Genomic DNA, 22,688 nt, shown 5'->3' on the forward strand with positions numbered 1-22,688 from the left:
AGTCTTTTCTGTCGATGATTAACGTGCCACCAAACCATTCGTTATAAGAGACAACTGCATTACTTCTCCGATGGGAGCGGTGTGAAGAGCAGATTGACCGGCAGGTTACTTCCTGGCGCGGCAGAGAATAGAATCGTTACGCTCTCTCCAGTTAACCCTGTGCGGTAAAGAACGCTTTGTTCACTTGAATTGGCAACGGCAACGTTGCCTTCGGCAATCGATACCAACTGGTTGTTCACCAGCGCTACTCCGGAGTACTTCCCTCCACGAGGGTTAAAGGAGATAAGCGTACGCGGTGCAACATTGGTGAGCGTAATTCTGTACAATACGCCGAAATTACCCGCGTTGGATGCATCTGTGTAAGCCATCGGATCTGTTCCTACCAGATTGGGATCGCTTGAATTGTCACCAAGTGGCAGACGAGCCGGTTTGAGTCCCACGTGCTCATCGTACTTTATGACGCGAGTCGCGTTCGGGTACGTACCCCGGTTATGCACGCCGTCACGATCAAGCACGGGAAGCAATGGCAAGGCTTCGAACGGATCTTTATTTTCTTCCACCAGGATAACGTTATAGTCTAGGGAATAATCACTATAAGCGTCCGAATAGAGAGAGATGACTTGTCCTTCTTTCATCGGCGTTTTATTGAGTTCAGTCAAAATCAATTTGCTTTCCCCAGGTTGAAGGTACTCTTTCTTTTGATCCGCTCCAGTCTGAATCGACTTGAACCATTTATCAATAGACAATTTCCCAGCTACGGTAGCATATGGTGTAGGTCCGGCAAAGCCCATATTCTGTTGTTCAAATACTGCCGGATTTGGATTGTTATTGGTTGCAATCACATACATTTTTACTCTTTTGCCTGTATTGTTCACGTGGTGAATCATGAAACGGGTCTGCCCCGAAGATGATTCTTTATATACAATGCCTTCCGTATTCACAGTTTCCGGACTGTTACTACGGATCAGCAAACTTGGCTCATCCATGTACGTATAAGGCACTTTCTCCATCGTAGTCACTTCGCCGCCGTTAAAGGTAAATTTCTGTCCTACTGGCGTGAAAAGTAAATTGAAGTCGGTAAATGAATATAAGGTCTCATTGGTTATGGTAATGACTTTGGAGTACGTGTTCGTAGCGCCGTGATTGTCAGTAACCGTAAGAGTCACCGTTTTTGGACCCGGTTCAAAGAACGCAAGTGAATTGTTCTCCCATACCGCTTTATCAATATTATTTTCGTCATCTGTACTTTGGTCTGTGTATGTTATTTTCTCGCCCATTTTATACTGTTCTTTATCCGTGGCGAACATGGCTACAGGAGGAAGGTTAGGACTCATAACCTCAATCGTAGTTGAATAGGGATCGCTCCATTGGCCATTGGAATCCTGAACCTGATATGAAATCGTATATGTACCTGCTTGATCAAATGAATCCTGGCGACCAGTCCAGCGTTCGTCAACGATATCCAGTCCATTTGGAGAACTGGAAGAAGTCACGTAGTCCACTTGATCTCCTGCAAAGATTTCCTTTTGAGAAATGATGAAGCTTGCAACAGGTTTTGTATTAAGATTCAACACAACCGTTTTAGCCGACTGATTCACTTTATAGGTGATGTTCAGAGCTTGAGTAATGGAAGTTAACGGCACCATGAATGTACTTTTTTGCTGATAAGCAGGGCCTTTCATCGTTCTGGTCTCTCCATTTACCGTATAGTCCTTGCTGTTAGTCTTGAATCGGAGTTCATCCTCACCACTAATAATGATGGTTTCCTTGGTTTTGTTATCATATTTGACGCCGTATCCCACACGGTCAACCAGCGCACGGATTGCAACATAGGATACACCGTTTTTTACAGCCATTGGCTGGCCAGCAAGATACGTTTTTCCATCCTGCTCCATTTTGTTGCTATTCATGTACAACGTCAGATTCCCACCTGCTGCTACAGGAGACGTTCCATCAATGGATGGTTGCTCTATTTGAGCAGGTGTAGCTGGTGTTTCCTCCTCAGGTGTTTCCTCTTGAACTGCAGGTTTTGTACCCGTTTCGTTTGTAGTGGTCTCTCCCCCATCCAATGCAGGTTTCTCACTATCTGTTTTAGGTGTTGCCTCAGTACCGGTCGAGGTTTGAGTGTCCTTGGCTTCAGTGGGCGGAGTATTGGTAGATTTGTTATTGCTCTCCGTCTTCACTTCACGCTCTGCAATCGGCTGCTCTTGCTTTAACACTTCAACTGATTCTACATTGGCCGTGTTTACTGACGCAGTATCCCCTTGTGGTGCTGATTGCGCATTCGCAGAACCAACTGCAAATGCTTGAAAAACGGCTAAAGCGGTAAAAATGGATAATTTCTTCTTCATATTCATGCGTTGTCTTTGGCTCCTTCTACTCTCTAGTAATTTATAACCCCTCAAAAAGTCATAGTATTAGACGCTAGATTTAGGGAAAAGTTTCTAATTGAATTGTAAATTATGGATTTTAGTACAGCTATTTTTTTAATGTTTGGTTATAAGTTCTTTGAATAAGAAACACCTATTGAATAATAGTCTTGCTTTTGCACAAGATAATCCATGTCGCATTTTATAAAGAGGTGGATCAATGACCCTAACCAATCAGGCATTCTCTGAATTAAAAACGAATATTTCTTATGTGGAACAGTCCCTCTACTGTACTGACGATTTGAAACAACAACTGCTTCTACTTAATGGTGTACAGAGTGTGCTTCTCTATATCGATTCACTTGTAGATCAGGAGATCATTCAAACACATGTATTAACAGCACTGAATGGCCAAGCTCATTCGGAAATCTACCCATCGTTCACCACATTAGAAAGTCGAAAAGATACGGATCTGCAACGTGGAATAGTCTCACTTATTCAAGGGAAATGTCTTTACATAATCGACGGGCACCCGGAGTTTTACATTCTCTCTACCGAGAAAATGTATGTCCGTAGCACAACCGAACCGGAAAACGAGGGGGTTATTCGAGGGCCACACAATGGATTCGTAGAGCAGCTTTCGGTTAATTTGAATCTGATCCGTAGACAAATTATCAGTCCATCCTTAATCGTTCGATATTTTAACGTCGGCGAGAAGACACATACCAAAATTGCAGTTGTATATCTTCAGGACTTGGCCAATCCGGAGTTGGTGAACGAAGTAAAAGAGCGAATCACATCCATATCTTCAGATATGGTGCTCGCTCCAGGTTTTATTGAAGAGTTTGTGGAGGATAACCCCTTCTCTCTGTTTCCCCAGCAGCTCAGTACAGAAAGACCTGACCGGGTTATTGCCAATTTGATGGAAGGACGTGTCGCCATACTTGCCGAAGGAAGTCCTTCTGCTCTTATCGCTCCAGTTACGTTTTTTGCTTTTTATCAAAGTCCGGATGATTATCATGGTCGCTGGATTGTCAGTTCCTTTTTACGTTTAATTCGCATGATGAGTTTTGTCATTGCTTTTACATTACCTGCTGTTTATATTGCAACCATCTCTTTTCACTCCGCTATTTTACCGATCGAGCTGGCACACACAATCAAGAAATCATTGCAGAACATCCCCTTTCCTGCACTTGTAGAGGCAATGTTGCTTGAACTGATCTTTGAAGTATTAAGAGAAGCCGGAGTCCGACTTCCCAGCCGAGTGGGCCAGACCATCGGCATCGTTGGCGGTTTGGTTATCGGAGATGCTATTGTTCGTGCGGGGCTTGTATCCTATACAATGATTATTGTGGTTTCACTAACCGCTATCTCGTCGTTTTTGGTGCCTTCGCATGAGATGAGTTCGGCAGTACGTATTCTCCGCTTTCCAATGATGATTGGAGCGGCGCTTTTTGGATATATTGGCATCGCATTTGGTCTGGTGATTCTAACCATTCACCTCTGTAAGATGGAAAACTTCGGATCGCCTTATTTTGCTCCAGTGGCCCCTTTCCGATTAGCTGACCTGAAGGATGTATGGATTCGATTTCCCATCTGGGCGCTTCGCGAGCGTCCTCATGATGCCCGCCCGCAGCGGCTGAAGCAGCAGAAGTTCTATAGGAGTGGGAAAAAACGTGAATAAAGAAACAACAATCACTCGGGGACAATTATTCTTGCTCATTTTGAAATTTGAAATTGGTATAGATATTTTGTCCCTCCCTTACCGTATACACCTTATCTCTAAAGGAGGTGGGTGGATCTCTGTTTTCCTTGGAGGGTTCCTGATCCAACTTGTCATACTGTTGTGCTGGCTTTTGATGCGAAGATTCCCGAGTTCGTCCATTTATCACATTGTAACGCTGATTACCGGTAAATGGATTGGCAAGTTGCTGATCATTGCCTACGTTGGATATTTCCTGTTAATGGGCACTTCTGTTCTGGTGAACGCTTACGGTGTGATTAACCGTTGGATGCTGCAGGATACGCCTCGATGGGCTATATTAGCCCTCTTCTTGTTCAGCAGTATCTATTTGGTTCGGCAAAAATTACGAATCATTGCGCGAGTACTGGTACTCATCTCCTTTTTGGTCTTGCCGATGATGGTATTGATCAGTTATGGACTCAAGGAAATCAATCTGTTATATCTTTTGCCTTTAAACGAAGCGGGATGGCCCAATATTATTAGTGGATCAACCGAAACATTAATGGCTATGTTCGGATTCGAGTTTTTTCTCGTTGTGTTTCCTATGGTTGAAGGTAGCAGCGGGGACAAACTCAAGTCTGTTGCTTCAGCAAGTGCTGTAGTCGTGGTGTTGTATGCATTCACCGTGTTCATTTGTTCAACGGCGTTCAGCCCCCAGCAACTTGACTTAATGCCTGAACCGGTCATATATCTGCTTCGCTCTATCCCACTCGGAACAATGGATCGGGCCGATTTTCTATTCCTCCCTATCTGGTTAATTTCAATTTTCGGGGCCATATGTGGCTATTACTATACGGCATCCTATGGTATAAGTTATCTCTTCAAACAAAAACACCATAAAAAAGCGGTGCCTTATGTCGTTCTTGCTTCTTGCATAATTGCCTATCTGCCACAACAGAAGGAAAAACTTGAGTTAATTAGTACGATTGCCAACAGATCGGCATACTTTTTTCTCATGATCCTGCCTCTGTTGTTGTTGGTCCTATCTTATATAATGAAACGGAAAGAGAAGATGATATGAGTAAACGAGGAAAAATCCTTGTCCTCCTGTTCCTGCTCATGGTGATGACGGGATGCTGGGATCAGGATAGTTTAAAAGATGCAAGACTGGCTAATGCTTCGGCGTTTGATATCACCTCAGAGGGTGAAATTAAACAGACGCTTGAAATTGTCGATGATTTTGAGAGTCAACAAGGGAGCAGCGTTAATGAAGTCCATTCAGGCACCGGGAGATCCGTCCGTCAAAGCACGGATAGAATTCGCACTAAAGTGACTGGTGATATCCGGTTTTTCAAATATGGGATGATCTTATACGGAAACAAACTCGCACAAAATGATATCTACCCATACCTGGACGTCTTATATCGGGAACCGGATTACCCGACCTCACATGTGAAAATTGCGGTTGTGGATGGCGATGCCGGAGATTTGTTACACCAAAAAAGAGTTGGCAGCATATTGATTGGTGATTTTATTACGAAAAAAATTAAGAGTCTGGAGGAATTATGTATTTTTCCTGAAATGACGTTAGAGACTCTTCTCCCTCCCATGCTGGATCCGGGACAGGATTTTACACTGCCTTATCTATATAAGGATGGAGAGGAAATTGATGCTCGTGGAATCGCCTTGTTTCATGGGCAAAGGTTCAGTGGCAGTCTCAATACCGAACAGGCTCCTTTATACATTATTATGAGTGGTAAATGGAATGAAGCGGCGCGTTTTGTCAAAAAGATTCACCCGGGGCCTTCCAACAACCCGCGCAACTATGTCACTTACGAAGCGAATATCGAACAAATTAAGCGCAAACTCGCGGTAAAGGTGGCAAATGATAGCCAAATTGATGTGAGTCTTCAGATCGAACTTCCAGTAACGGTCGTTGAGTATGCAATGAATCATCTTCAGGAAAAAGACACGATTGAACGTCTGAACAGCGAGTTATCCGATGACATGACTCAGGACGCAGAACAAATTATCAAGACACTTCAGCAAAGTGGTTGTGATTCCTTCGGTATTGGCAGACATTTAATTGCCCATCACCCGGACTTATGGAAAAGCCTAAACTGGAATAAACAATATGCCCAAGTTCGTTTTCACCCGGAAGTAAAGGTTACCATAGTCGGAAGTGGCGTTTTAAATTAATAACTTGCTGTCATGCATGCTGTCGTGCAATTGGGAAAGCTCTCTTCCATTTGGAAGAGAGCTTTCTCCTTCATATTCAACTCAAAAGTTTTCAGATCTTCACGTCTTATCCATTCCTTACAACAGGAATCCACATTTCACCATATACCAAACCGTTTTTCTCTCCCATTTCAACTGTTGTATTCGGACCGCCAACATAGGCATAATCCTTTTCTGCGGGAAGGGCTTGACCAAAGGCAATGCCAGTAAGCATATTACTGAGCGCATCAGCCGTCTCTGCTTCACCCTTCACAACAAGGTATTTTCCCTTAGGAAATTGAATTACTCTCGTTGCTTCTGGCAGAGATTCTTCTGTCATGACCCCAGCATAATGCATCATCTTGTTATTGACTGCTTCGTTTACAGCGAAAATATAGTCATTAGTAGCTAGGGACTTTAATGTGTCCAGGCTTCCATCCTCTTTCACAGTGGACCAAAAATCCGCCTTCTCCTTGCTGATACCAGCATAGTCTGTGTAGTCGCTTTTAAGTTCTGTTCCAATACCTAAAACGATAAAGCTGTCTTTTTCTTCGAAATGATAATTACTCATGGTTTACACCGTCCTCTTTAAATTTTCAATTGATTTGTGTTTTCACTTGATAGGTTTATAATAACCTTAAATCATGTCAGAATATGATACTGTTTAGGGGGGCCAATGAAGAAAGTTGAACGCATAAATATCATCACGCGGTATATCAATAACCGTGCACACTTTACCATCTCTGAAATCATGCGAGAATTTAATATTTCTCGTTCAACAGCCATTCGAGATATCAGAGAAATTGAAGCCATGGGAATGCCACTTGTCGCTGAAGTTGGGCGGGACGGAGGTTATTTTGTCATGAACAACTCGCTCCTGCCCACGGTTCGTTTTACCGATAATGAAATCAAAGCGTTATTCATTGCCTTTATGGCGACAAGAAATCAACAGCTTCCTTATCTGAAGAGTCGTCAATCTTTGGCTGAAAAATTATTAGGCCTTATCTCAGAAAATCAGCAAGATGACCTTGTGCATTTGAATCAAATATTGCTTTTTGAAGGGACCAATCCCCATAATCCAGATTTGCTTGATCTGTCAGACCTGCCTCACCCTACCTTGGAAAAACTCATCCAAATTCTTCTTATAGAACGTTATTTGTTAGTTACTGTCCAAGAAGAGAAGAAAACAAAGTCCTATCCCATCGTTCTCTTGCACCTTCATCATCAAAAAGGCCATTGGATCATTGAAGGTTTTGACTTGGAGGAAGAAAAAAGACGAATCGTATCCGTTGACAACCTCATACATGTCGAAGCATACCCGGCGAAAAAAAGACTGAGTACAAAAAAGATTGTAGAGCAACTAAAACGAAACACGCAGGAAGAAGTTATCAACCTTGTCCTGGAACTTGGTCCAAAGGCAATTGCGCAATTCAAAAAATACCATCCTTTAAAATTTTCAATTGCCTATACAAATCCATACCAAACTACGGCCCTCCTAAAGGCATTTATGAATGTTCATAACTTAGAAGAATTAACCGAAATCACCAATTGGTTGCTTTTTCTAGGTGAAGATATCAAGGTCAAGGAGATTCCGGAAGAAGTCCTGAATGCTGTACAAGAGAGATTAAGCTTATACCAAATGAAGCAGTGAGCAGCCCCCTCCTCCCCAGTCTCTCCATATCTAACAATGTCTTACCTGAATTCAGGCTGGCGTTCAGTAAGAAAAACCAAAAAAGCCGCTATTGCAGCGACTTGTAATGGATTCATATTCATTCATGTCTCACGCCAATGCTTGGCGAGCTGTTCCTTCTATACTAAAAGTCAGCATTAGACTGGGCATGATTAGGTGTATGCTGCGGGACGTTTTTAACGAGTAGGAAATAAGTAACAATCGCAATGATACTGGTCATTAATAAAGTGAGTCCTAACGGGACGGCAGTGTCCTCACCCGCGATACCGACCAGAGGAGCAACCAGTGCACCCAGTAGAAAAGGCACAACGCCGAGCAGTGCTGCTGCACTTCCGGCCATCTTGGCTTGACTCTCCATGGCAAGCGGGAATGCCGCTGTAGACGTAATGCCGATCGAGCATACGAAGAAGAACAATGGAATCACCAACGCGAAAAGTGGACCATGAGCCAGGGTTACGACCAACGCAGCCACACTTGCTATTATAGCAAGCCATAGTCCCGATAATAGCAGCGTCTGCTCAGGGATACGTTTGGCCAATCGACCCACGATTTGAGATCCGATGATCAAGCTGATGCCGTTCGAAGCAAACAATATAGCAAATACCGTGGGTGTAACTCCATATATATTTTGGTAAATAAATGGTGTTCCCGCCACATAAGCAAAGACCCCTGCCGTCATGATTCCCTGTGCCAGCATGTAACCAACAAACTTGCGGTCACGCAGAAGCATTCTGTAATTTCCCAATTGCTGTTTGAAGTCAGGAACCATACGTCTTTCCACGGGGTGTGTTTCTTTTAAGCTCCACTTTGTCATGATTAATAAAAAAATCCCCAAGAATGAAAGGCAGATAAATACGCCAATCCATGTTGTGAAGGAAAGAACCCCACTTCCTGCAATCGGTGCTGCCAAAGGCCCCAGATTCCCTACAAGCAACAGCAAAGAGAAAAATTTAGTGAGTTCATGTCCACTATACAGATCTCTAGCTATCGCACGGGAAATGACAATTCCAGCTGATGCGGCAAATCCTTGCGTGAAACGAAACAAAATCAATAGTCCGATATTCGGAGCAAAAGCACATGCCAAGGAACAAATAATATAAGCTGCCATGCAGATCAATAATGGTCTACGTCTACCGTATGCGTCACTCAAAGGACCCATAACGAGTTGTCCTACACCCAGTCCTAATAAACAAGCAGTAAGGCTAAATTGTACAAGTGATGCCGTTGTATTCATATTTTGTGCAATCTCCGGAAAAGCCGGTAAATACATATCAATCGTAAATGGACCTAATGTAGAAAATAAACCTAGTAGTACTGCCAGTCCAAAAACATTCCAATTCGTGCTCTTTGCCATAATAAATAAAATCTCCAATTCCTCATATAATTTGCAAGCCTAATCGGAGTATAAGTCATAGAGTTAACTGTAGGTCAAGTCTTTAGATTATTAAAACCAAAAAAAGCCGCTTATTAAGCGACTTTGCATGGAAAACCATTAAATTGTGTAACTTCCCCGGCCTGAACCCATATGACTCATGATCATTTCGGCAGCTCGCTTGTAACCGCCAGCCTGCCTTAAAGATTCACCAATCAGGTAAGCCTGCCGTCTATAAAGCGAATTGTGTAGTACTTCTGTTAATGCCTCTCTCAAATTAGTTGCACTGAGGTTATGTTTATTTAAAGCAATACCCGCGCCCAACTCCTGTACCCGATTGGCGACAAGAGGCTGATCCGATGTTAATGGAATCATCACCATCGGAACGTTGTAATATAACGCCTCACTCGTGCTGTTCATTCCAGCATGTGTAATAAAAACATCGGTATGCTGCAACATGTCCAACTGGGCAATGTACGGCTTGACGATAAAATTAGGAGGAACTTGATCCGCCAGCGGCGTCATGTCCGTGTACTTTCCTGAAGATAGAACAACATTTATGGGTAGATCCCCTAATGCTTCAAAGCAAAGCTGATAGAAATCCAAATTTTTATTTAAAATCGTACCCATAGCAATGTACACGGTTTGCGGGTACCGTTCACGAAGCAACTCAAACGAGAAGGTTGGAGCATCTTGACGTGTTATGATCGAAGGACCCGTGAAAATAAAACGATCATCCAGCTTTTCTGCCTGAGGCTGAAAATAACGGCTGGTGTACACGAGCTTTAACTGACCTGCATGTGCCGGAATCTCTTCCATGGCTGGAATACTCACTTGAAACTCTTCGGCTAACTCCGTTATGATCTTCATCGTAGCCTCATAAAGCTCCTTCGTCTCCGTCTCATTTAGAACTGAGTTAGACCCTAGAGGCTCCACAAAAGCAAAGGACGCAATCGAGCACACCACAGGAATTCCCAGTTTTTCTGCAAGAATAGTCCCTCCCCATCCCATCAGGGAATCAAAGATCATATAATCGAACTTTTGATCCTCTATCACCTTTAGCACCTCGGGTATGATCCTCCGAATAATACCGCTTACCATCATATAAATGAACTGATAAGAGTGCGTGTATTCCTGGGGTTTCAACACCGGATCATGAGAGAAGGCATCTTGTGGAAACGGATAGGTAATGATCTGGGCACCGGTTTGTTCAATTCGGGAACGATACTCCTCCGTGCACACATAGATGACTTCCTCACCATTGTTCATCAACTGAGTAACTAATCCTAACGACGGATTCACATGTCCTTCAGCTGGAGTAATGACTACTACTACACGTGCCATCTTATCCACCTCCCAATGCAATTAGTCCCCCCGTTCTTCATGATGTATTTAACGACGCGGTCGTCATCCGTTACATGGAGATGTTATTCTTCACTTGGTTGATTGGATGATGTTCTTGATGAACGAGTTTGGTAATTCGTAGTGATGCTAAGAAACTTAACAAGGCCCATAGTAATTGTAGTGTTAACACGATCAAAACACCTGTAGATATGCCCCACTCTAAAGTTTCGGACAAAGCAATCAGAGCGCCACCAACTCCAATGCTTACTCCCATATAGAAGGAATCCACAAATTGCAGATTCGCGGACATTTCTCCCTCTTTCCTGGGCAAGGCATGTTGTAAAGCAATGGCTGCCGTTGTAGGGTTGGCCAAGCCAACACCGAACCCTGTAATCATTTGTGAGAGAAGGATGAGTATAATCCCGCCGTCCGTCAAAATAAGAGCCATGATCACAAGTACAGTTCCAACGATCATAATCCCAATGCCCGTCATGACCCTGCCCTTTCGGGCACGACCTTGATCTCGTGCATCAAGCTTGGCTTGTAACCACGCTGCGGCGGACCAGCTCAGAGAACCTGCTGCTACAATGAGGCCGGCAAGGTCAGCTGATAACCCCTTCACTTCGGTTAGTGCCAAGATCACAAAACTTTCCGTTGTAAAATAACAAGCAACATATAGCCCTCTCGAAACCAAAGTAGCAGGCAATCCTTTTTTTACTGAAAAAGTGCCCACAGGCAGCAATTTACGCATTGGTGTGATCATGACGACTAATCCAGCCGAAGCGAGTACTATACCTTTCCCATCGGTTATCATACCAAGGCCTGTGAGTAACAGCCCCGTTCCAACGGCAAGCAGAATCGCATACATAATCTTTGAGTCGGTTGCTCGCGCTGGACCTGTCAGATCTTGCTGAAGCTGCAAATTACGAAAAGAACGGAATGTGAGACTGAGCGCTATTCCAATCAAGGGTAAAACAATCCAGAAAACATATCGCCACGAGATGTAGGAAGCAATAAGGCCTGCTGCATAAGGTCCGATTAAGGTAGGCAAGACAAATGCCATGGAGAATGCGGCCAGGATTTGAGTACGAAGTGTATCTGGATAATGTAACGTCACACAGGTATAAACGCATGTAATCAGGGCCCCTGCTCCAAAACCTTGAAGGGCTCTTCCGGCAATAAGCATATGCATATCGAAAGAAATAGCGGAGACCACAGTTCCTAACACAAAAACACTAAAAGATATCAGCATGGATGTAAAAACACCGCGTTTGTCAATCTGCTGACCCATAACCAAGGTTCCAATAAGCTGAGATAACAAAAATGCGCTGAAGATCCAACCATATAAATGAATGCCCTCTAAACTTTGTGCCATTTTCGCGGCAATCGTTGTGATAGCCAGTCCTTCAAAAGCTACGGTTGCCAGAACCAGCATAATACCAATTGTAGGCGCCCTGTACTGAGCATCAAAAATCCCAATCTGATTGTTATTTGTCTTCTACACCTCCATAATTCGATGGATATTATGGTAAAATAAACCTTTTTTACTTCCTGAATATACATGAAGTGTTATACTTTGTAAAGTTAAATGTTTAAAAAGTAAGATTATGGTCTAGAATAGGGTTCCCATGTTCAATAAGAGATTTTGCTTGAAAATATGCCATTTTCATTACAGTCAATTTGGAGAAGTTCATCCTCCAGGATCCAGGCATCTGTTTTTTCAACAAAGAAATGAAATCCTCCGATGGATTGAACCAATGCGGGATCGACCGGTGTAGCACTCGCATTGATGCCAATGGTAAAAGCATCGGAGCCTCCTCCGACATATTTTGCGTAAATCCTTACATATTGGTCCTCTTCCAATTCCCATTCATTCTTAAATGAATCGATTGCTTGTTCAGATATTACAAATGAGATCATTGCTTTGCACTCCTTCTTTCATTAATCACATTTTTTCACTTCGCCACGATAATTGGCCATTCTGAAACTGGCCCCGCATCCACACGAAACTTTGGCATTTGGATTATTCATGGTGAATCCGCCTAACATTCCGCTCTCTTCATAGTCAATCTCAAGACCATCAATATATGGAATACTTTTTGCGTGCACCAATATCCTAAATTGCTTTTTATGTAACACAATGTCTTCTTCTGCCTGCTGTTCATCCACGATAAGGGTATAAGATAAACCACTGCATCCCCCTTCATCAACGCCTACTCTAAGGAAGGCATTTTGTATATCCGCACTTGATAAGATCTCAACGATTTTGTCCGATGCTGAATCACTGACCTCAATGATCATCTTTATTCCTCCCGGTGGTATCATTTTGAAATTTGGTATCCCAGTCCATTAGACAGGGTATGAATGTCGAAAGAGCAGCTCCTTTTGGCGTAAGTTCATAAATAATTTGTGTAGGACGTGTCCGTATTGTTCTTCTGACCAAATGATCATGTTGAAGACCCTTAAACGTCTGGAGAGGATCATTTCGGAAATGGAAGGAATGCTATCAAATATTTCACCGAATCTCTTCGGGCCTTGAGACAGAGCACATAAAATATGGATCGTCCATTTCGTTCCGATGATGCGATAAGCTGTAAATATTTTATTCGGATCTTCAGTGAACAATGGTTCGCACACCCACTTTCTTATTCATCCGCGTGGTGAGATCCGAGTGCTGGCAATGATACTCGTGACGATCAACAAGAGATGGAGACCCAGATCCGCTATCCCCTCCCGTCTTCTGCACTTTCAATTTCCTAAAGGCAGGTAAACTAAGCAATGCTGAAACCACCAGCACAGGTAAGATCCCCCAGAAAACAAAGCGCCAGGACCACTGATCTGCGATAAGACGGGCAACATATGGACCGAGCATGGACGGAAGAATATATACTTGTTAAACATTTTTGTTTATAATGTCTAAGCTACAGTTCGGCTTTGACTTTGTCAACATTTTTGTTTAAAATGTAGTTATTCATGTAGATTCAGTAGCGTCACAAGGAGGTGCACCATGAACGGAAATCAAACTAAAAAGGATGTCTCGACCAGTACCCGGAGAGCAATTATTAATCTGTTAAAAGAGCGCGGGGGAATGGATGTAGTCACTCTCTCCTCTCAGTTTTCGTTATCCGGAATGGCTATTCGTCAACATCTGAATGCGCTAAAAGGAGAAGGATTGGTTACCACTGTGGAAGAGGCCCGTCCCATGGGTCGCCCCACCAAGTTATGGATATTAACTCCCGCGGCTAACCGTTTTTTCCCAAGTGGATATTCCGATTTATCCGTCAGCCTCATCAATTCGATGAAAGAAGCTTTTGGTACTGAAGGGCTGGACAAGCTGCTGGCTGTTCGAAATAAAAATATGCAAGAACAATATCTTCAGCATCTTGGCGATTCATCAGGAGTCAGAGAGAAATTGGAGAAATTGGCCGAAATTCGTACCAATGAAGGTTATATGGCCGAGGTTAAGGAGCAGGATGATGGCAGTCTTCTATTTATTGAGAAGCATTGTCCGATCTGTGAAGCGGCCGCGGTATGTACCGGGTTATGCAAGAATGAGCTACATTTATTCAAAACAGTTCTAGGCGATAATGTTCATATTGAACGGGGAGAATACATTCTAGCCGGAGGAAGAAACTGCGTATACAGCGTTAGGCAAAATAAGCCATGACCAAAAGAGCAACCTCATTGGAGATTGCTCTTTTGGTTTGGAATTTGAATTGATTAGAACGATTCGGATTTCATTTCTCTAAATCATCCTTCATTACACAAGTTATTTCTAACTCTTACATAATCGTATGTACCCGATTATGTAATTTTGAATTGAGGTAGAGTATAGTAAGAGTGTTGAAAATATACTCTAGGAGGCTACAGCCATGTCACAAAAAATCTGGATGAACCTGCCGGTGAAAGATGTTGTGAAATCCACTGCCTTTTTCAATGAGATTGGATTCCATGGGGAGAATGTTGGTAGCGAGAGAGCCCAGCTTGTCATAGGCTCAACAACGATTCTCCTGTTTCCGGATGCAACGTTTGAGAAATTTACAGGTGCTAAAACCGCAGATACTTCCCATAGCGCAGAAGTGATATTTTCCATTGGTGCTGACAGCAGAGAAGAAGTTGATGCTTTTATTGAAAAAGTCGAGTTAGCTGGAGGAACCATCTTTGGCAAGCCAGGTGAAAAAGACGGCTGGATGTACGGCGCGGGATTTGCCGACCTGGACGGCCACCGCTGGAACCTGTTGTATATGGATGAGAGCAAAATGCCTAAGAACTAATATGAAAACGCCGGTCCTTGTTTAAGGTTATTGGCGCTGCAGATTCCGATAGAATCATTTCTTGATCCTCCAACAACAAAAATGATAACAACAACTAGCCACTACTTTAGACAAATTGTTGTTATCATTCTTTGTTATACATATTCATTCACCACCTGGTAATCCTCGTTACTTTTTCTATTTCTTCACACGTCTACTTCTCATGTTCCTTTACCACTTGTTCTATCCCCAACAAAATCAGCTTCAAGCCAAACTCAAAAGCTCCGTCGGTTCCCATAACCTCAAACAGACCATTCTTATACATCCTACTGAAGAGTCCAGCTTCCTTCTCACTCATAGAGTCCAGAAGATGGATCATCTCTTCACCCTCAAGTGCTTCCTTGTCCTTAAGGACAGCAGATATATTGCGCTGATGCTGATAATCGTCCAGTACGAAATAGAATACATAGTTGACCAGTGTAAGAACTGCCTGTAATTTCTGCTCTTGCTCTAGTGGTGTTGATTCCATGCAGAGCAACATGCGGTTGGTGAAGCGGATCATGTCCGGTTCATGGGGCAGCGTCATCATCATGAGCTGTGTGGAGCACGGGTATCTGCTGAGCACACTCCGTACCGTCACCGCAAGCCCCTCCATCTGCTCCTTCCAGTCTCCTTCAGTGTGAAACTCGTCCAGAATAATTTTTGATATCTGGTTGGCCAGACGCTGGTAGAGCGTCTGCTTGCTCTTGAAGTACCAGTATAGAGATGGAGCCTGAATCCCCAGCTTGTCTGCCAATCGTCTCATGCTGAATTTCTCGATGCCCTCTTCTCCGAGAAGCTCCCACGAAATTTCCAAAATCTTATCTTCCGAAATCTGAGGCTGTTGTTTTTTCATCGGTATCCGCCCTTTTATCTAACAGTGTAAGTTTATGCTTTACAGGTTCATAAGTTCATGATAACATCTAACACTGTAAGGTTCAATCTAACGGTGTTAGATTAGATCAATATTAACGAAGAAAGTAGTGACCCACATGGATGCAGAAAACCTCCATTACTTTGAAAAAGCACCAATCGCCAAAGCCGTAGCTCACTTTGCTGTCCCAATGATGCTAGGCACGTCAATGAGTGTTATTTACTCCATCTTGAATGCCTATTTCCTTGGCACACTGGGTAATACGGCAATGTTAACTGCACTCGCACTAACTTTACCTTTATTCGCGGTCATCATGGCCCTTGGTAATTTAATTGGTATAGGCAGCGGTACATTCATTTCTCGTTTGCTGGGAGAGAAAAAAGTCGATGATCTGAAGCATGTATCTTCATTCGCCTTTTACAGTAGTTTAGTTCTCGGAATTATTGTGATGGCCGTTGGGCTCCCGCTGATCGAACCAATCGTTCATGGGCTGGGGGCAACGCCAGAGTCCATCGGATTTACGAAAGAGTATGTCACGATTATGCTTATTGGTTCACCCTTCGTCATCTTATTCTTCACGCTGGAGAATATCGTGCGCTCAGAAGGTTCAGCAATCACCTCAATGACCGGTATGATTCTCAGTGTTGTTATAAATATTGTTCTTGATGCATTATTCATTTTTGTCTTCCATTGGGGTGTGATCGGTGTTGCATCTGCTACTGTTATCTCCAACTTGGTTGCGAGTGCATTTTACGCTTTCCATATGAGTTATAAAAGTCAATTCTTAACCGTCTCCTTGAAATGGTTCAAGGTGACCAAGGACATCCTGAGCAATGTAATGAAAATTGGAGTTCCCGTCTTTGTTATGAGTGTCTTCTTGGGTGCAATGTCGCTTATTCTTAATCTTTTTCTTGTTGAATATGGAGATCAGGCCGTTGCGGGGTATGGAATCTCATCACGTTTACTGCAATTTCCTGAGTTTATTCTGATGGGCTTGTGCGAGGGAGTTGTGCCGTTGATTGCCTTCTCATTCACAGCGAACAAATTACGCATGAAACAAACGATTGGATTCACGATCAAATCTATTTTGGCGTTAGCCGTCCTGTTTGGGGTTGTCGTCTATCTGATCTCTGACCACTTGATTGGTTTATTTACGACTGACCCGCAATTAATTGAAATGGGTAGCTACATTCTGCATGTAACCTTCTTATCCTTGTTCATTACAGGAATGACTTCTTTGTTTATGGGGATCTTCCAAGCAACAGCCCAAGGAACCGCGGCGTTTGTTATGTCCATCATTCAAGGGATTACACTAATTCCAGTCTTGTATATCGCTAATCAAATGAACGGCTTTCATGGAGTGATCTGGTCACTCGTTATTGCGGATGCGGTGGCGTTCCTAGTTGGGGCCATCATGTTATATGTTTTGCGGACCAAATTGCAGCCCGATCTGGAACATTTGGCACAGTAATTTCGAAAATGTTTTTCAGAAAAATAACACCGCCCCAAGTTTGCTACCTATTTTCCCATCTTCGTCTCCTTTGATCGCTGTTTGCATAAATTAGCATCATAAGTAACAAGGGTCTCGGAGGGATGAACAATGAATGAAATATGCAAAAATGTTAAGTCGATAGACGCCAATCCAAATAAGTTCGGTTTTTATAGAGACATTATGGAATGGATGACTTCCGTTTCTCCCGGCGGCGAAGATAAACTTGACCCTTTTGATTTTGGCGGAGCTGCTGAATTCAAGCTCCCCAAAACCCTTGAAACGGAGATTCACCGTTATTTGATGCCATATACCCTGCATCCCCAAGGTGGGTATATTGCATATATATCGAATGGGCGTGTATGGGGAACATCAGGTGCTATCCTCGCATCCGACGGAAAACTGATCTTCGACCTTTCCCCGGAATACGATGCACGACAAAATAGAATGATGATATTGGAAGAACACCCCGCTTTGCATCGCGAGATATCTCAAGAACCTCGACATATCCAGGGGACTGCTGCCGTTTTAACTTTTTGCGGAAGTCATAATTATTTTCATTGGTTATATGATGTTTTGCCACGACTGGGTATGCTTCGGATGCTGAATATTCCTTTTGAATCTCTGGTCATGAATCCGAATCCTCATGGTTCTTTTGTGAAAGAAACGTTAGCAATGTTTGGCGTCTCGGATTCGGCTGTGATTCGTACTAGAGATGACCTGGAAATTCAGGCCGATCAATTGATCGTTCCTTCCCTAATGATGAATTCCCACTATCCGCCTTGGGCCACAACTATCCTTCGGACATTTATGCTACCCGGACGTGACACAACACTCCATTCCCCCGTTCGCATTTTCATATCTCGGAGCAAAGCCTCTGCCCGACGAATAGCTAATGAAGATGAAGTCATCCGCCGTTTAGAGGCCTACGGATTTATTCCAGTTTGCCTGGAGGATTGGACCATATCCCAACAAGTCCAGCTTTTTGCTTCCGCAAAAGCAATCGTTTCACCCCATGGAGCCGGACTGGCCAATCTTGCTTTTTGTACTAAGGGAACTCGTGTTATCGAAATTTTTCATATCCGGCATGTTGTACCTACTTACTGGATGATCAGTAACCATAACCAACTTGATTATTACATGATGTATGGGCAAGAAGACGGGACAACACAGGAGCGTTTTCCGGGGTTGGAGGACTTCTACGTGGATCTGGATCGGCTGGAACAGACTCTTCGTTTAGCTGGACTAACTGAACATAGCTAAGTTTCTACACCAAAGCTAAAGTATGATTATATTTGTTTTAACTTGTTGGCCGTTCTGATAACAAAAAAACCACGGCACCAAGTTTGGCACCGCAGTATAAGGATCATTATGCTATTGGATTTCTTTCATGTAAGATTTGAATTCCTCGGCGATTTCTTTGTATTTCGTATGATGCAGGTAATGTGAACCTTCCATTGGGATCATTTTGCCCTGCGCGGATTGTTTGGCTTGTGCTTCATGTAGCGGAATCCACTGCGGGTTTTTCTCGTTATTGGAAAGAACAAAGAGAAGCACTGGCAGATCACGAGGATACGTGAGTTTTTCTCCATTTTTGAAATTGGAACCCAGATGTTTAAGCTCATTTACTAATGTCGGATTTGTCGAGACTTGATTCGAAATCAACTTCATCTGTTCTTTGGTATGTTCATCGTATGCAAGTGATGCATATGAATCACCGCTTACTGCTTGGAGGACTCTCATTAAGCCCGATTTTTGAAGGAATTTCATTAGGTTCAAAGGTAATTTAACATCCATGCCAGGTTGATTCGGAACACTGCTATCGATCCCGACAAAAGCAGAGACTTCATCCGGATACGTGTTCACATAAGTCGCCGCATACAGTCCCGTGATGGAATGCCCCATCAGAATATAACGATCTATACCGAGCTGCTGTACAGCTTCATGAATTTCACTAACAATATTCTCGGTGGTTCTCTCCGTTTCGGTTTGGTCGCTTAACCCATAACCGAAAGGCTCAATCGCCACAACTTTGTAATCAGGCGTCAATTCATCGATTAACAATTTGAAATCAAGTACTGGCGAAGGGGTTCCTTGTCCGGGAAGTAGCACGATGGTTTGTTCGCCGCTGCCTTGAATGGACACATTCATATTCTTCCCATCGACATTGACATATTGGCCGTACGATTCGATTTTCTTTTTCTCGGCCCCATTACTTATCGTATGAACGACAAACGTGATGCCCATGAACAGCACCAGCGCGCCGACAATACCACCTATTATTTTTAACCATAAGTTCCGTTTTTTACGGCCCTTAGTCCCCGTTGTTGTTACATCCACTGTTTCTGCCATATCCATCTTCTCCTGTCCTTTATACCTGTAGAGCCGCTCTTGCGACATAGATATAGTGTAACCATGGAAGATGTCCCCTTCGTGACGGGAATATGAACGGAGTATGAACAAGCAAAAAAAGAGAGCTGCTTGTTAAAGCAGTTCTCTTTTTGATTAGACCAGTTTTAGTGGTCCAGGAACACGAGCTGAATGAAGAACAATACCGCAAAAATGTAGAAGATTGGATGAACATCTTTACCTTTTCCGCGGAGCAGCTTAAGTACCGGATAAAAGATGAAACCTACTCCGATGCCTGTCGCAATACTATGTGTCAATGGAGTAAGGATGATAATCAGGAAGGCAGGAAATGCTTCTTCGAGATCATCCCATTTGATTTTGCTGATAACGTTAATCATAAAGTACCCAACAATAATCAGTGCCGGAGAAGTGATCGCCGGAATGCTTGATATTACACTTACGATCGGTGTGAAGAACAAGGTCAGCGCAAGCAGCACACTTACCGTTACCGCTGTCAGTCCCGTTCTTCCTCCTGCGGCTACCCCTGTGCTGGACTCGATATAAGCTGATGTTGGGCTTGTTCCCAGCAAAGCGCCACTGGTTGTTCCTACGGCATCTGCCAATAATGCGCCACGCGAGCGTGGGAATTTGCCATCCTTAAGCAATCCTGCTTGTTCAGCAACGCCGAGCATCGTGCCTGTCGTATCAAACAGCGTGATCAGCAGGAACGTAAATATGATCGTATACAAACCATTCGAGAATACCCCTGCCAGATCCAGTTGCAAAGCCGTTGAAGCGAGGCCATGCGGCATGGATACAATCGATTCCGGCATTTGGAATAGTCCCATGATCCAGGCAAGTATCGCTGTTACCACCATTCCGATGAACAGGTAACCTTTCACATTATAAGCCATCAGCACAACGGTAATAATCAATCCGATAATAGTCAGATAAGCCATTGGCTCAGCCAAGTTTCCGATCGTAATCAAATTCGATTCTGAATCGGCAATAATCCCGGCATTTTGCAAACCTACCGTCGTAATAAACAATCCGATCCCTGCGGTTATGGCATGTTTTAAGCTAGCAGGAATTGCATCTAGCAACATGTAACGGAATGAAGTCAGTGATAAAATAATAAACAAAATCCCTGCTATAAATACGGCTCCCAGTGCAACCTGCCAAGACACGCCATACCCTGCAACTACGCTATAGGCAAAGAATGCATTCAGGCCCATACCCGGCGCGATGACGATTGGATAATTGGACCATATTCCCATAATCAGAGTTCCCACAATACTTGCCAGTACCGTTGCTATGAATACTCCGTTAAAGTCCATGCCTGTGCTGCTGAGTATTCCTGGGTTTACGATAACTATGTATACCATTGTGAAAAATGTTGTAACCCCTGCGATAATTTCTGTGGGGATGCTCGTGCCTCGTTCTTTAAGTTTGAACCATTTGTCCATGGTAAAGCCAGCCTCCAACTTTCAAATTATACTCCAAAGCTAAAAACAAAAAATCCTAATCTTCATATAGGATTGTAATATTGTCGCTCCTATATTCGTTGTTAGGATTTAAAGATTCAACAGCTAAGCTCTAAACTAAACATAAAGATACTCATAATCTGTTTTCAACCTGAAGTCCATTTCGTATTCTAATTAAAATTACATGTAATGTCAATGAATTAACGATTTGTTCACAGTTATTTACGAACTATATAGACATTATATCTTACGTTCATTCGTTTTTAGAATAAAGTATGTACGTAAGGCTCAATGTCTGCAATATATGAAGAAAGACTGCCAGCAATGTTCACTGACAGTCTCTTGCTTAATTCGTAGTAGGTTTCTCTTCATATTCGCTGGATAATTCTTTAAGCGATTTGATTTTGCCATGGGGATGCTGTTCTTGCTTTCGTGACTTCCAGGCAGCTTCTTTTCTTTTCTTCTGGTCAGCCATACAAGATATCCTCCTCTGGAAACTGAGATGTATACTACTTCTTTATGATGTCATTCCTGGACAACTTTATTCTGCATGCATAGGTAATAAGAGAATTAGGCAAGCATATAAGACAAATTAGATATCGGTTTTTAGAGCAGGAATGCAATAATATAGACATGCCACAACCGGAGGTTAATATATGCACAAAGTAATGTTAAATAATGGTGTTGAGATGCCTATTCTCGGCTTTGGTGTGTTTCAGATTGCAGATGCAAACGAATGTGAACAAAGTGTTATGGATGCCATATCGGCTGGGTATCGTCTCATTGATACAGCTGCCTCTTATCTAAACGAGGAAGCCGTGGGCAGAGCGATCAAACGTAGTGGCGTGGCCAGAGAAGAATTATTTGTCACGACAAAACTTTGGGTTCAGGATACGGGTTATGAACGTACCAAACAAGCATTTGAAAAATCTTTGGAACGATTGCAATTGGACTATTTGGATTTATATTTAATTCATCAACCATTTGGAGATGTACATGGTTCTTGGCATGCAATGGAGGAGTTGTATCGTGAAGGAAAAGTACGTGCAATCGGAGTGAGTAACTTCCAGCCAGATCGTCTGATCGATTTGATTCTGCAAAACGAAGTAACCCCTGCTGTAAACCAGGTCGAAACACATCCTTTCAACCAGCAGATCACAACTGGACAATTCATGAAAGAAAATAATGTTCAGATCGAATCTTGGGCACCATTTGCTGAAGGGAAAAATGACTTGTTCCAGAATGAGGTATTGCTATCAATTGGTGAAAAGTACAACAAATCGGCTGCTCAAGTGGTTTTGCGTTGGTTGACGCAACGTGAAGTCGTTGTTATTCCAAAATCGGTTCGTAAAGAAAGAATTATTGAGAACTTCAATATTTTTGATTTTGAATTAAGCCAAGCAGATATTGAGTCGATTACTGCGCTAGATACCCAACAGAGCCTATTCTTCTCCCATAACGATCCTGAAATGGTGAAATGGATTAGTACTCGCAAACTAGATATTTAATCCTATCTATCCAATA

At 43.0% G+C, this 22,688-nt stretch carries 20 protein-coding genes and 1 pseudogene; 9 read left to right on the top strand and 12 right to left on the bottom strand.

Annotation, left to right across the window (positions count from 1 at the left end):
- Window positions 1-59: 59 nt before the first annotated feature.
- The gene (locus FE296_RS27965; protein WP_150367158.1) at window positions 60-2,357 is read right to left on the bottom strand and encodes a copper amine oxidase N-terminal domain-containing protein; all 2,298 of its coding nucleotides are present in this window, start codon (window positions 2,355-2,357) and stop codon (window positions 60-62) included.
- Between the two features lie 232 nt (window positions 2,358-2,589).
- On the opposite strand from FE296_RS27965, the gene FE296_RS27970 reads away from it, so the two are divergent.
- From FE296_RS27970 to FE296_RS27980, 3 genes are read left to right on the top strand one after another with little or no spacing between them, the layout of a single operon-like run.
- Window positions 2,590-4,053 carry a spore germination protein gene (locus tag FE296_RS27970; RefSeq protein WP_150367159.1) on the top strand — a complete coding sequence of 488 codons (1,464 nt, stop codon included), beginning with the start codon at window positions 2,590-2,592 and terminating at the stop codon, window positions 4,051-4,053.
- Entirely contained in the window at window positions 4,046-5,134 is a 1,089-nt protein-coding gene (locus FE296_RS27975) for a GerAB/ArcD/ProY family transporter (RefSeq protein ID WP_150367160.1), read from the top strand. The genes FE296_RS27970 and FE296_RS27975 overlap by 8 nt, the downstream gene beginning before the upstream one ends.
- Window positions 5,131-6,252 carry a Ger(x)C family spore germination protein gene (locus tag FE296_RS27980; protein ID WP_150367161.1) on the top strand — a complete coding sequence of 374 codons (1,122 nt, stop codon included), beginning with the start codon at window positions 5,131-5,133 and terminating at the stop codon, window positions 6,250-6,252. Before FE296_RS27975 ends, FE296_RS27980 begins: the two co-directional genes overlap by 4 nt.
- Before the next feature lie 106 nt (window positions 6,253-6,358).
- Here the strand turns inward: FE296_RS27980 and FE296_RS27985 are convergent, their stop codons facing one another.
- Window positions 6,359-6,841, bottom strand: coding sequence for a GyrI-like domain-containing protein (locus FE296_RS27985; protein WP_124114817.1), 483 nt, complete (start codon window positions 6,839-6,841; stop codon window positions 6,359-6,361).
- A gap of 105 nt (window positions 6,842-6,946) precedes the next feature.
- Here FE296_RS27985 and FE296_RS27990 point away from each other — a divergent pair, with 105 nt between their 5' ends.
- Window positions 6,947-7,921 (top strand): helix-turn-helix transcriptional regulator, encoded by a 975-nt coding sequence (locus FE296_RS27990; protein WP_124114816.1) that lies wholly within the window; start codon window positions 6,947-6,949, stop codon window positions 7,919-7,921.
- Between the two features lie 163 nt (window positions 7,922-8,084).
- Here FE296_RS27990 and FE296_RS27995 read toward each other — a convergent pair whose 3' ends face one another.
- The 6 genes and pseudogenes from FE296_RS27995 to FE296_RS34150 all read right to left on the bottom strand — a co-directional run bounded on the left by FE296_RS27995 (window position 8,085) and on the right by FE296_RS34150 (window position 13,313).
- Window positions 8,085-9,314, bottom strand: coding sequence for a multidrug effflux MFS transporter (locus FE296_RS27995; protein ID WP_124114815.1), 1,230 nt, complete (start codon window positions 9,312-9,314; stop codon window positions 8,085-8,087).
- A gap of 138 nt (window positions 9,315-9,452) precedes the next feature.
- Window positions 9,453-10,676 carry a macrolide family glycosyltransferase gene (locus tag FE296_RS28000; RefSeq protein ID WP_150367162.1) on the bottom strand — a complete coding sequence of 408 codons (1,224 nt, stop codon included), beginning with the start codon at window positions 10,674-10,676 and terminating at the stop codon, window positions 9,453-9,455.
- Window positions 10,677-10,746: 70 nt separating this feature from the next.
- On the bottom strand, window positions 10,747-12,111 hold the full coding sequence (locus tag FE296_RS28005; protein ID WP_150367163.1) for an MFS transporter: 1,365 nt from the start codon (window positions 12,109-12,111) through the stop codon (window positions 10,747-10,749).
- 197 nt (window positions 12,112-12,308) lie between these two features.
- Window positions 12,309-12,596, bottom strand: a complete 288-nt coding sequence (locus FE296_RS28010; RefSeq protein ID WP_091018911.1) for a HesB/YadR/YfhF family protein — start codon at window positions 12,594-12,596, stop codon at window positions 12,309-12,311.
- A gap of 21 nt (window positions 12,597-12,617) precedes the next feature.
- A complete protein-coding gene (locus FE296_RS28015) occupies window positions 12,618-12,977 on the bottom strand; it encodes a HesB/IscA family protein (protein ID WP_124114812.1) in 360 nt (119 codons plus the stop codon).
- Window positions 12,967-13,313 (bottom strand): annotated as a pseudogene (locus FE296_RS34150) (winged helix-turn-helix transcriptional regulator). The gene FE296_RS28015 and the pseudogene FE296_RS34150 overlap by 11 nt, the downstream one beginning before the upstream one ends.
- A 370-nt stretch (window positions 13,314-13,683) precedes the next feature.
- Between FE296_RS34150 and FE296_RS28035 the strand changes: the two are divergent.
- Both FE296_RS28035 and FE296_RS28040 read left to right on the top strand, forming a co-directional pair.
- On the top strand, window positions 13,684-14,343 hold the full coding sequence (locus FE296_RS28035) for a helix-turn-helix transcriptional regulator (RefSeq protein WP_150367165.1): 660 nt from the start codon (window positions 13,684-13,686) through the stop codon (window positions 14,341-14,343).
- A 205-nt stretch (window positions 14,344-14,548) separates the two neighbouring features.
- Entirely contained in the window at window positions 14,549-14,950 is a 402-nt protein-coding gene (locus FE296_RS28040) for a VOC family protein (RefSeq protein ID WP_150367166.1), read from the top strand.
- 193 nt (window positions 14,951-15,143) lie between these two features.
- On the opposite strand, the gene FE296_RS28045 is transcribed toward FE296_RS28040, so the two are convergent.
- Window positions 15,144-15,824 (bottom strand): TetR/AcrR family transcriptional regulator C-terminal domain-containing protein, encoded by a 681-nt coding sequence (locus FE296_RS28045; RefSeq protein WP_150367167.1) that lies wholly within the window; start codon window positions 15,822-15,824, stop codon window positions 15,144-15,146.
- Window positions 15,825-15,960: 136 nt separating this feature from the next.
- On the opposite strand from FE296_RS28045, the gene FE296_RS28050 reads away from it, so the two are divergent.
- Together FE296_RS28050 and FE296_RS28055 are read left to right on the top strand one after the other, a co-directional pair.
- On the top strand, window positions 15,961-17,313 hold the full coding sequence (locus FE296_RS28050) for an MATE family efflux transporter (RefSeq protein ID WP_150367168.1): 1,353 nt from the start codon (window positions 15,961-15,963) through the stop codon (window positions 17,311-17,313).
- Window positions 17,314-17,442: 129 nt separating this feature from the next.
- Entirely contained in the window at window positions 17,443-18,594 is a 1,152-nt protein-coding gene (locus FE296_RS28055; RefSeq protein ID WP_150367169.1) for a glycosyltransferase family 61 protein, read from the top strand.
- A gap of 111 nt (window positions 18,595-18,705) precedes the next feature.
- On the opposite strand, the gene FE296_RS28060 is transcribed toward FE296_RS28055, so the two are convergent.
- The 3 genes from FE296_RS28060 to FE296_RS33625 all read right to left on the bottom strand — a co-directional run bounded on the left by FE296_RS28060 (window position 18,706) and on the right by FE296_RS33625 (window position 21,639).
- Window positions 18,706-19,683 (bottom strand): alpha/beta hydrolase, encoded by a 978-nt coding sequence (locus FE296_RS28060; protein WP_150367170.1) that lies wholly within the window; start codon window positions 19,681-19,683, stop codon window positions 18,706-18,708.
- A 164-nt stretch (window positions 19,684-19,847) separates the two neighbouring features.
- Window positions 19,848-21,146: an NCS2 family permease gene (locus FE296_RS28065; RefSeq protein WP_124114804.1), complete on the bottom strand. Its 1,299-nt coding sequence runs from the start codon at window positions 21,144-21,146 to the stop codon at window positions 19,848-19,850.
- A 364-nt stretch (window positions 21,147-21,510) separates the two neighbouring features.
- A complete protein-coding gene (locus FE296_RS33625) occupies window positions 21,511-21,639 on the bottom strand; it encodes a DUF6254 family protein (RefSeq protein WP_219845137.1) in 129 nt (42 codons plus the stop codon).
- A 181-nt stretch (window positions 21,640-21,820) separates the two neighbouring features.
- On the opposite strand from FE296_RS33625, the gene FE296_RS28070 reads away from it, so the two are divergent.
- Entirely contained in the window at window positions 21,821-22,672 is an 852-nt protein-coding gene (locus FE296_RS28070; RefSeq protein WP_150367171.1) for an aldo/keto reductase, read from the top strand.
- The last annotated feature ends 16 nt before the right edge of the window (window positions 22,673-22,688 follow it).

This window comes from Paenibacillus sp. UASWS1643 (assembly GCF_008693195.1).
Taxonomy (GTDB): domain Bacteria; phylum Bacillota; class Bacilli; order Paenibacillales; family Paenibacillaceae; genus Paenibacillus; species Paenibacillus amylolyticus_B.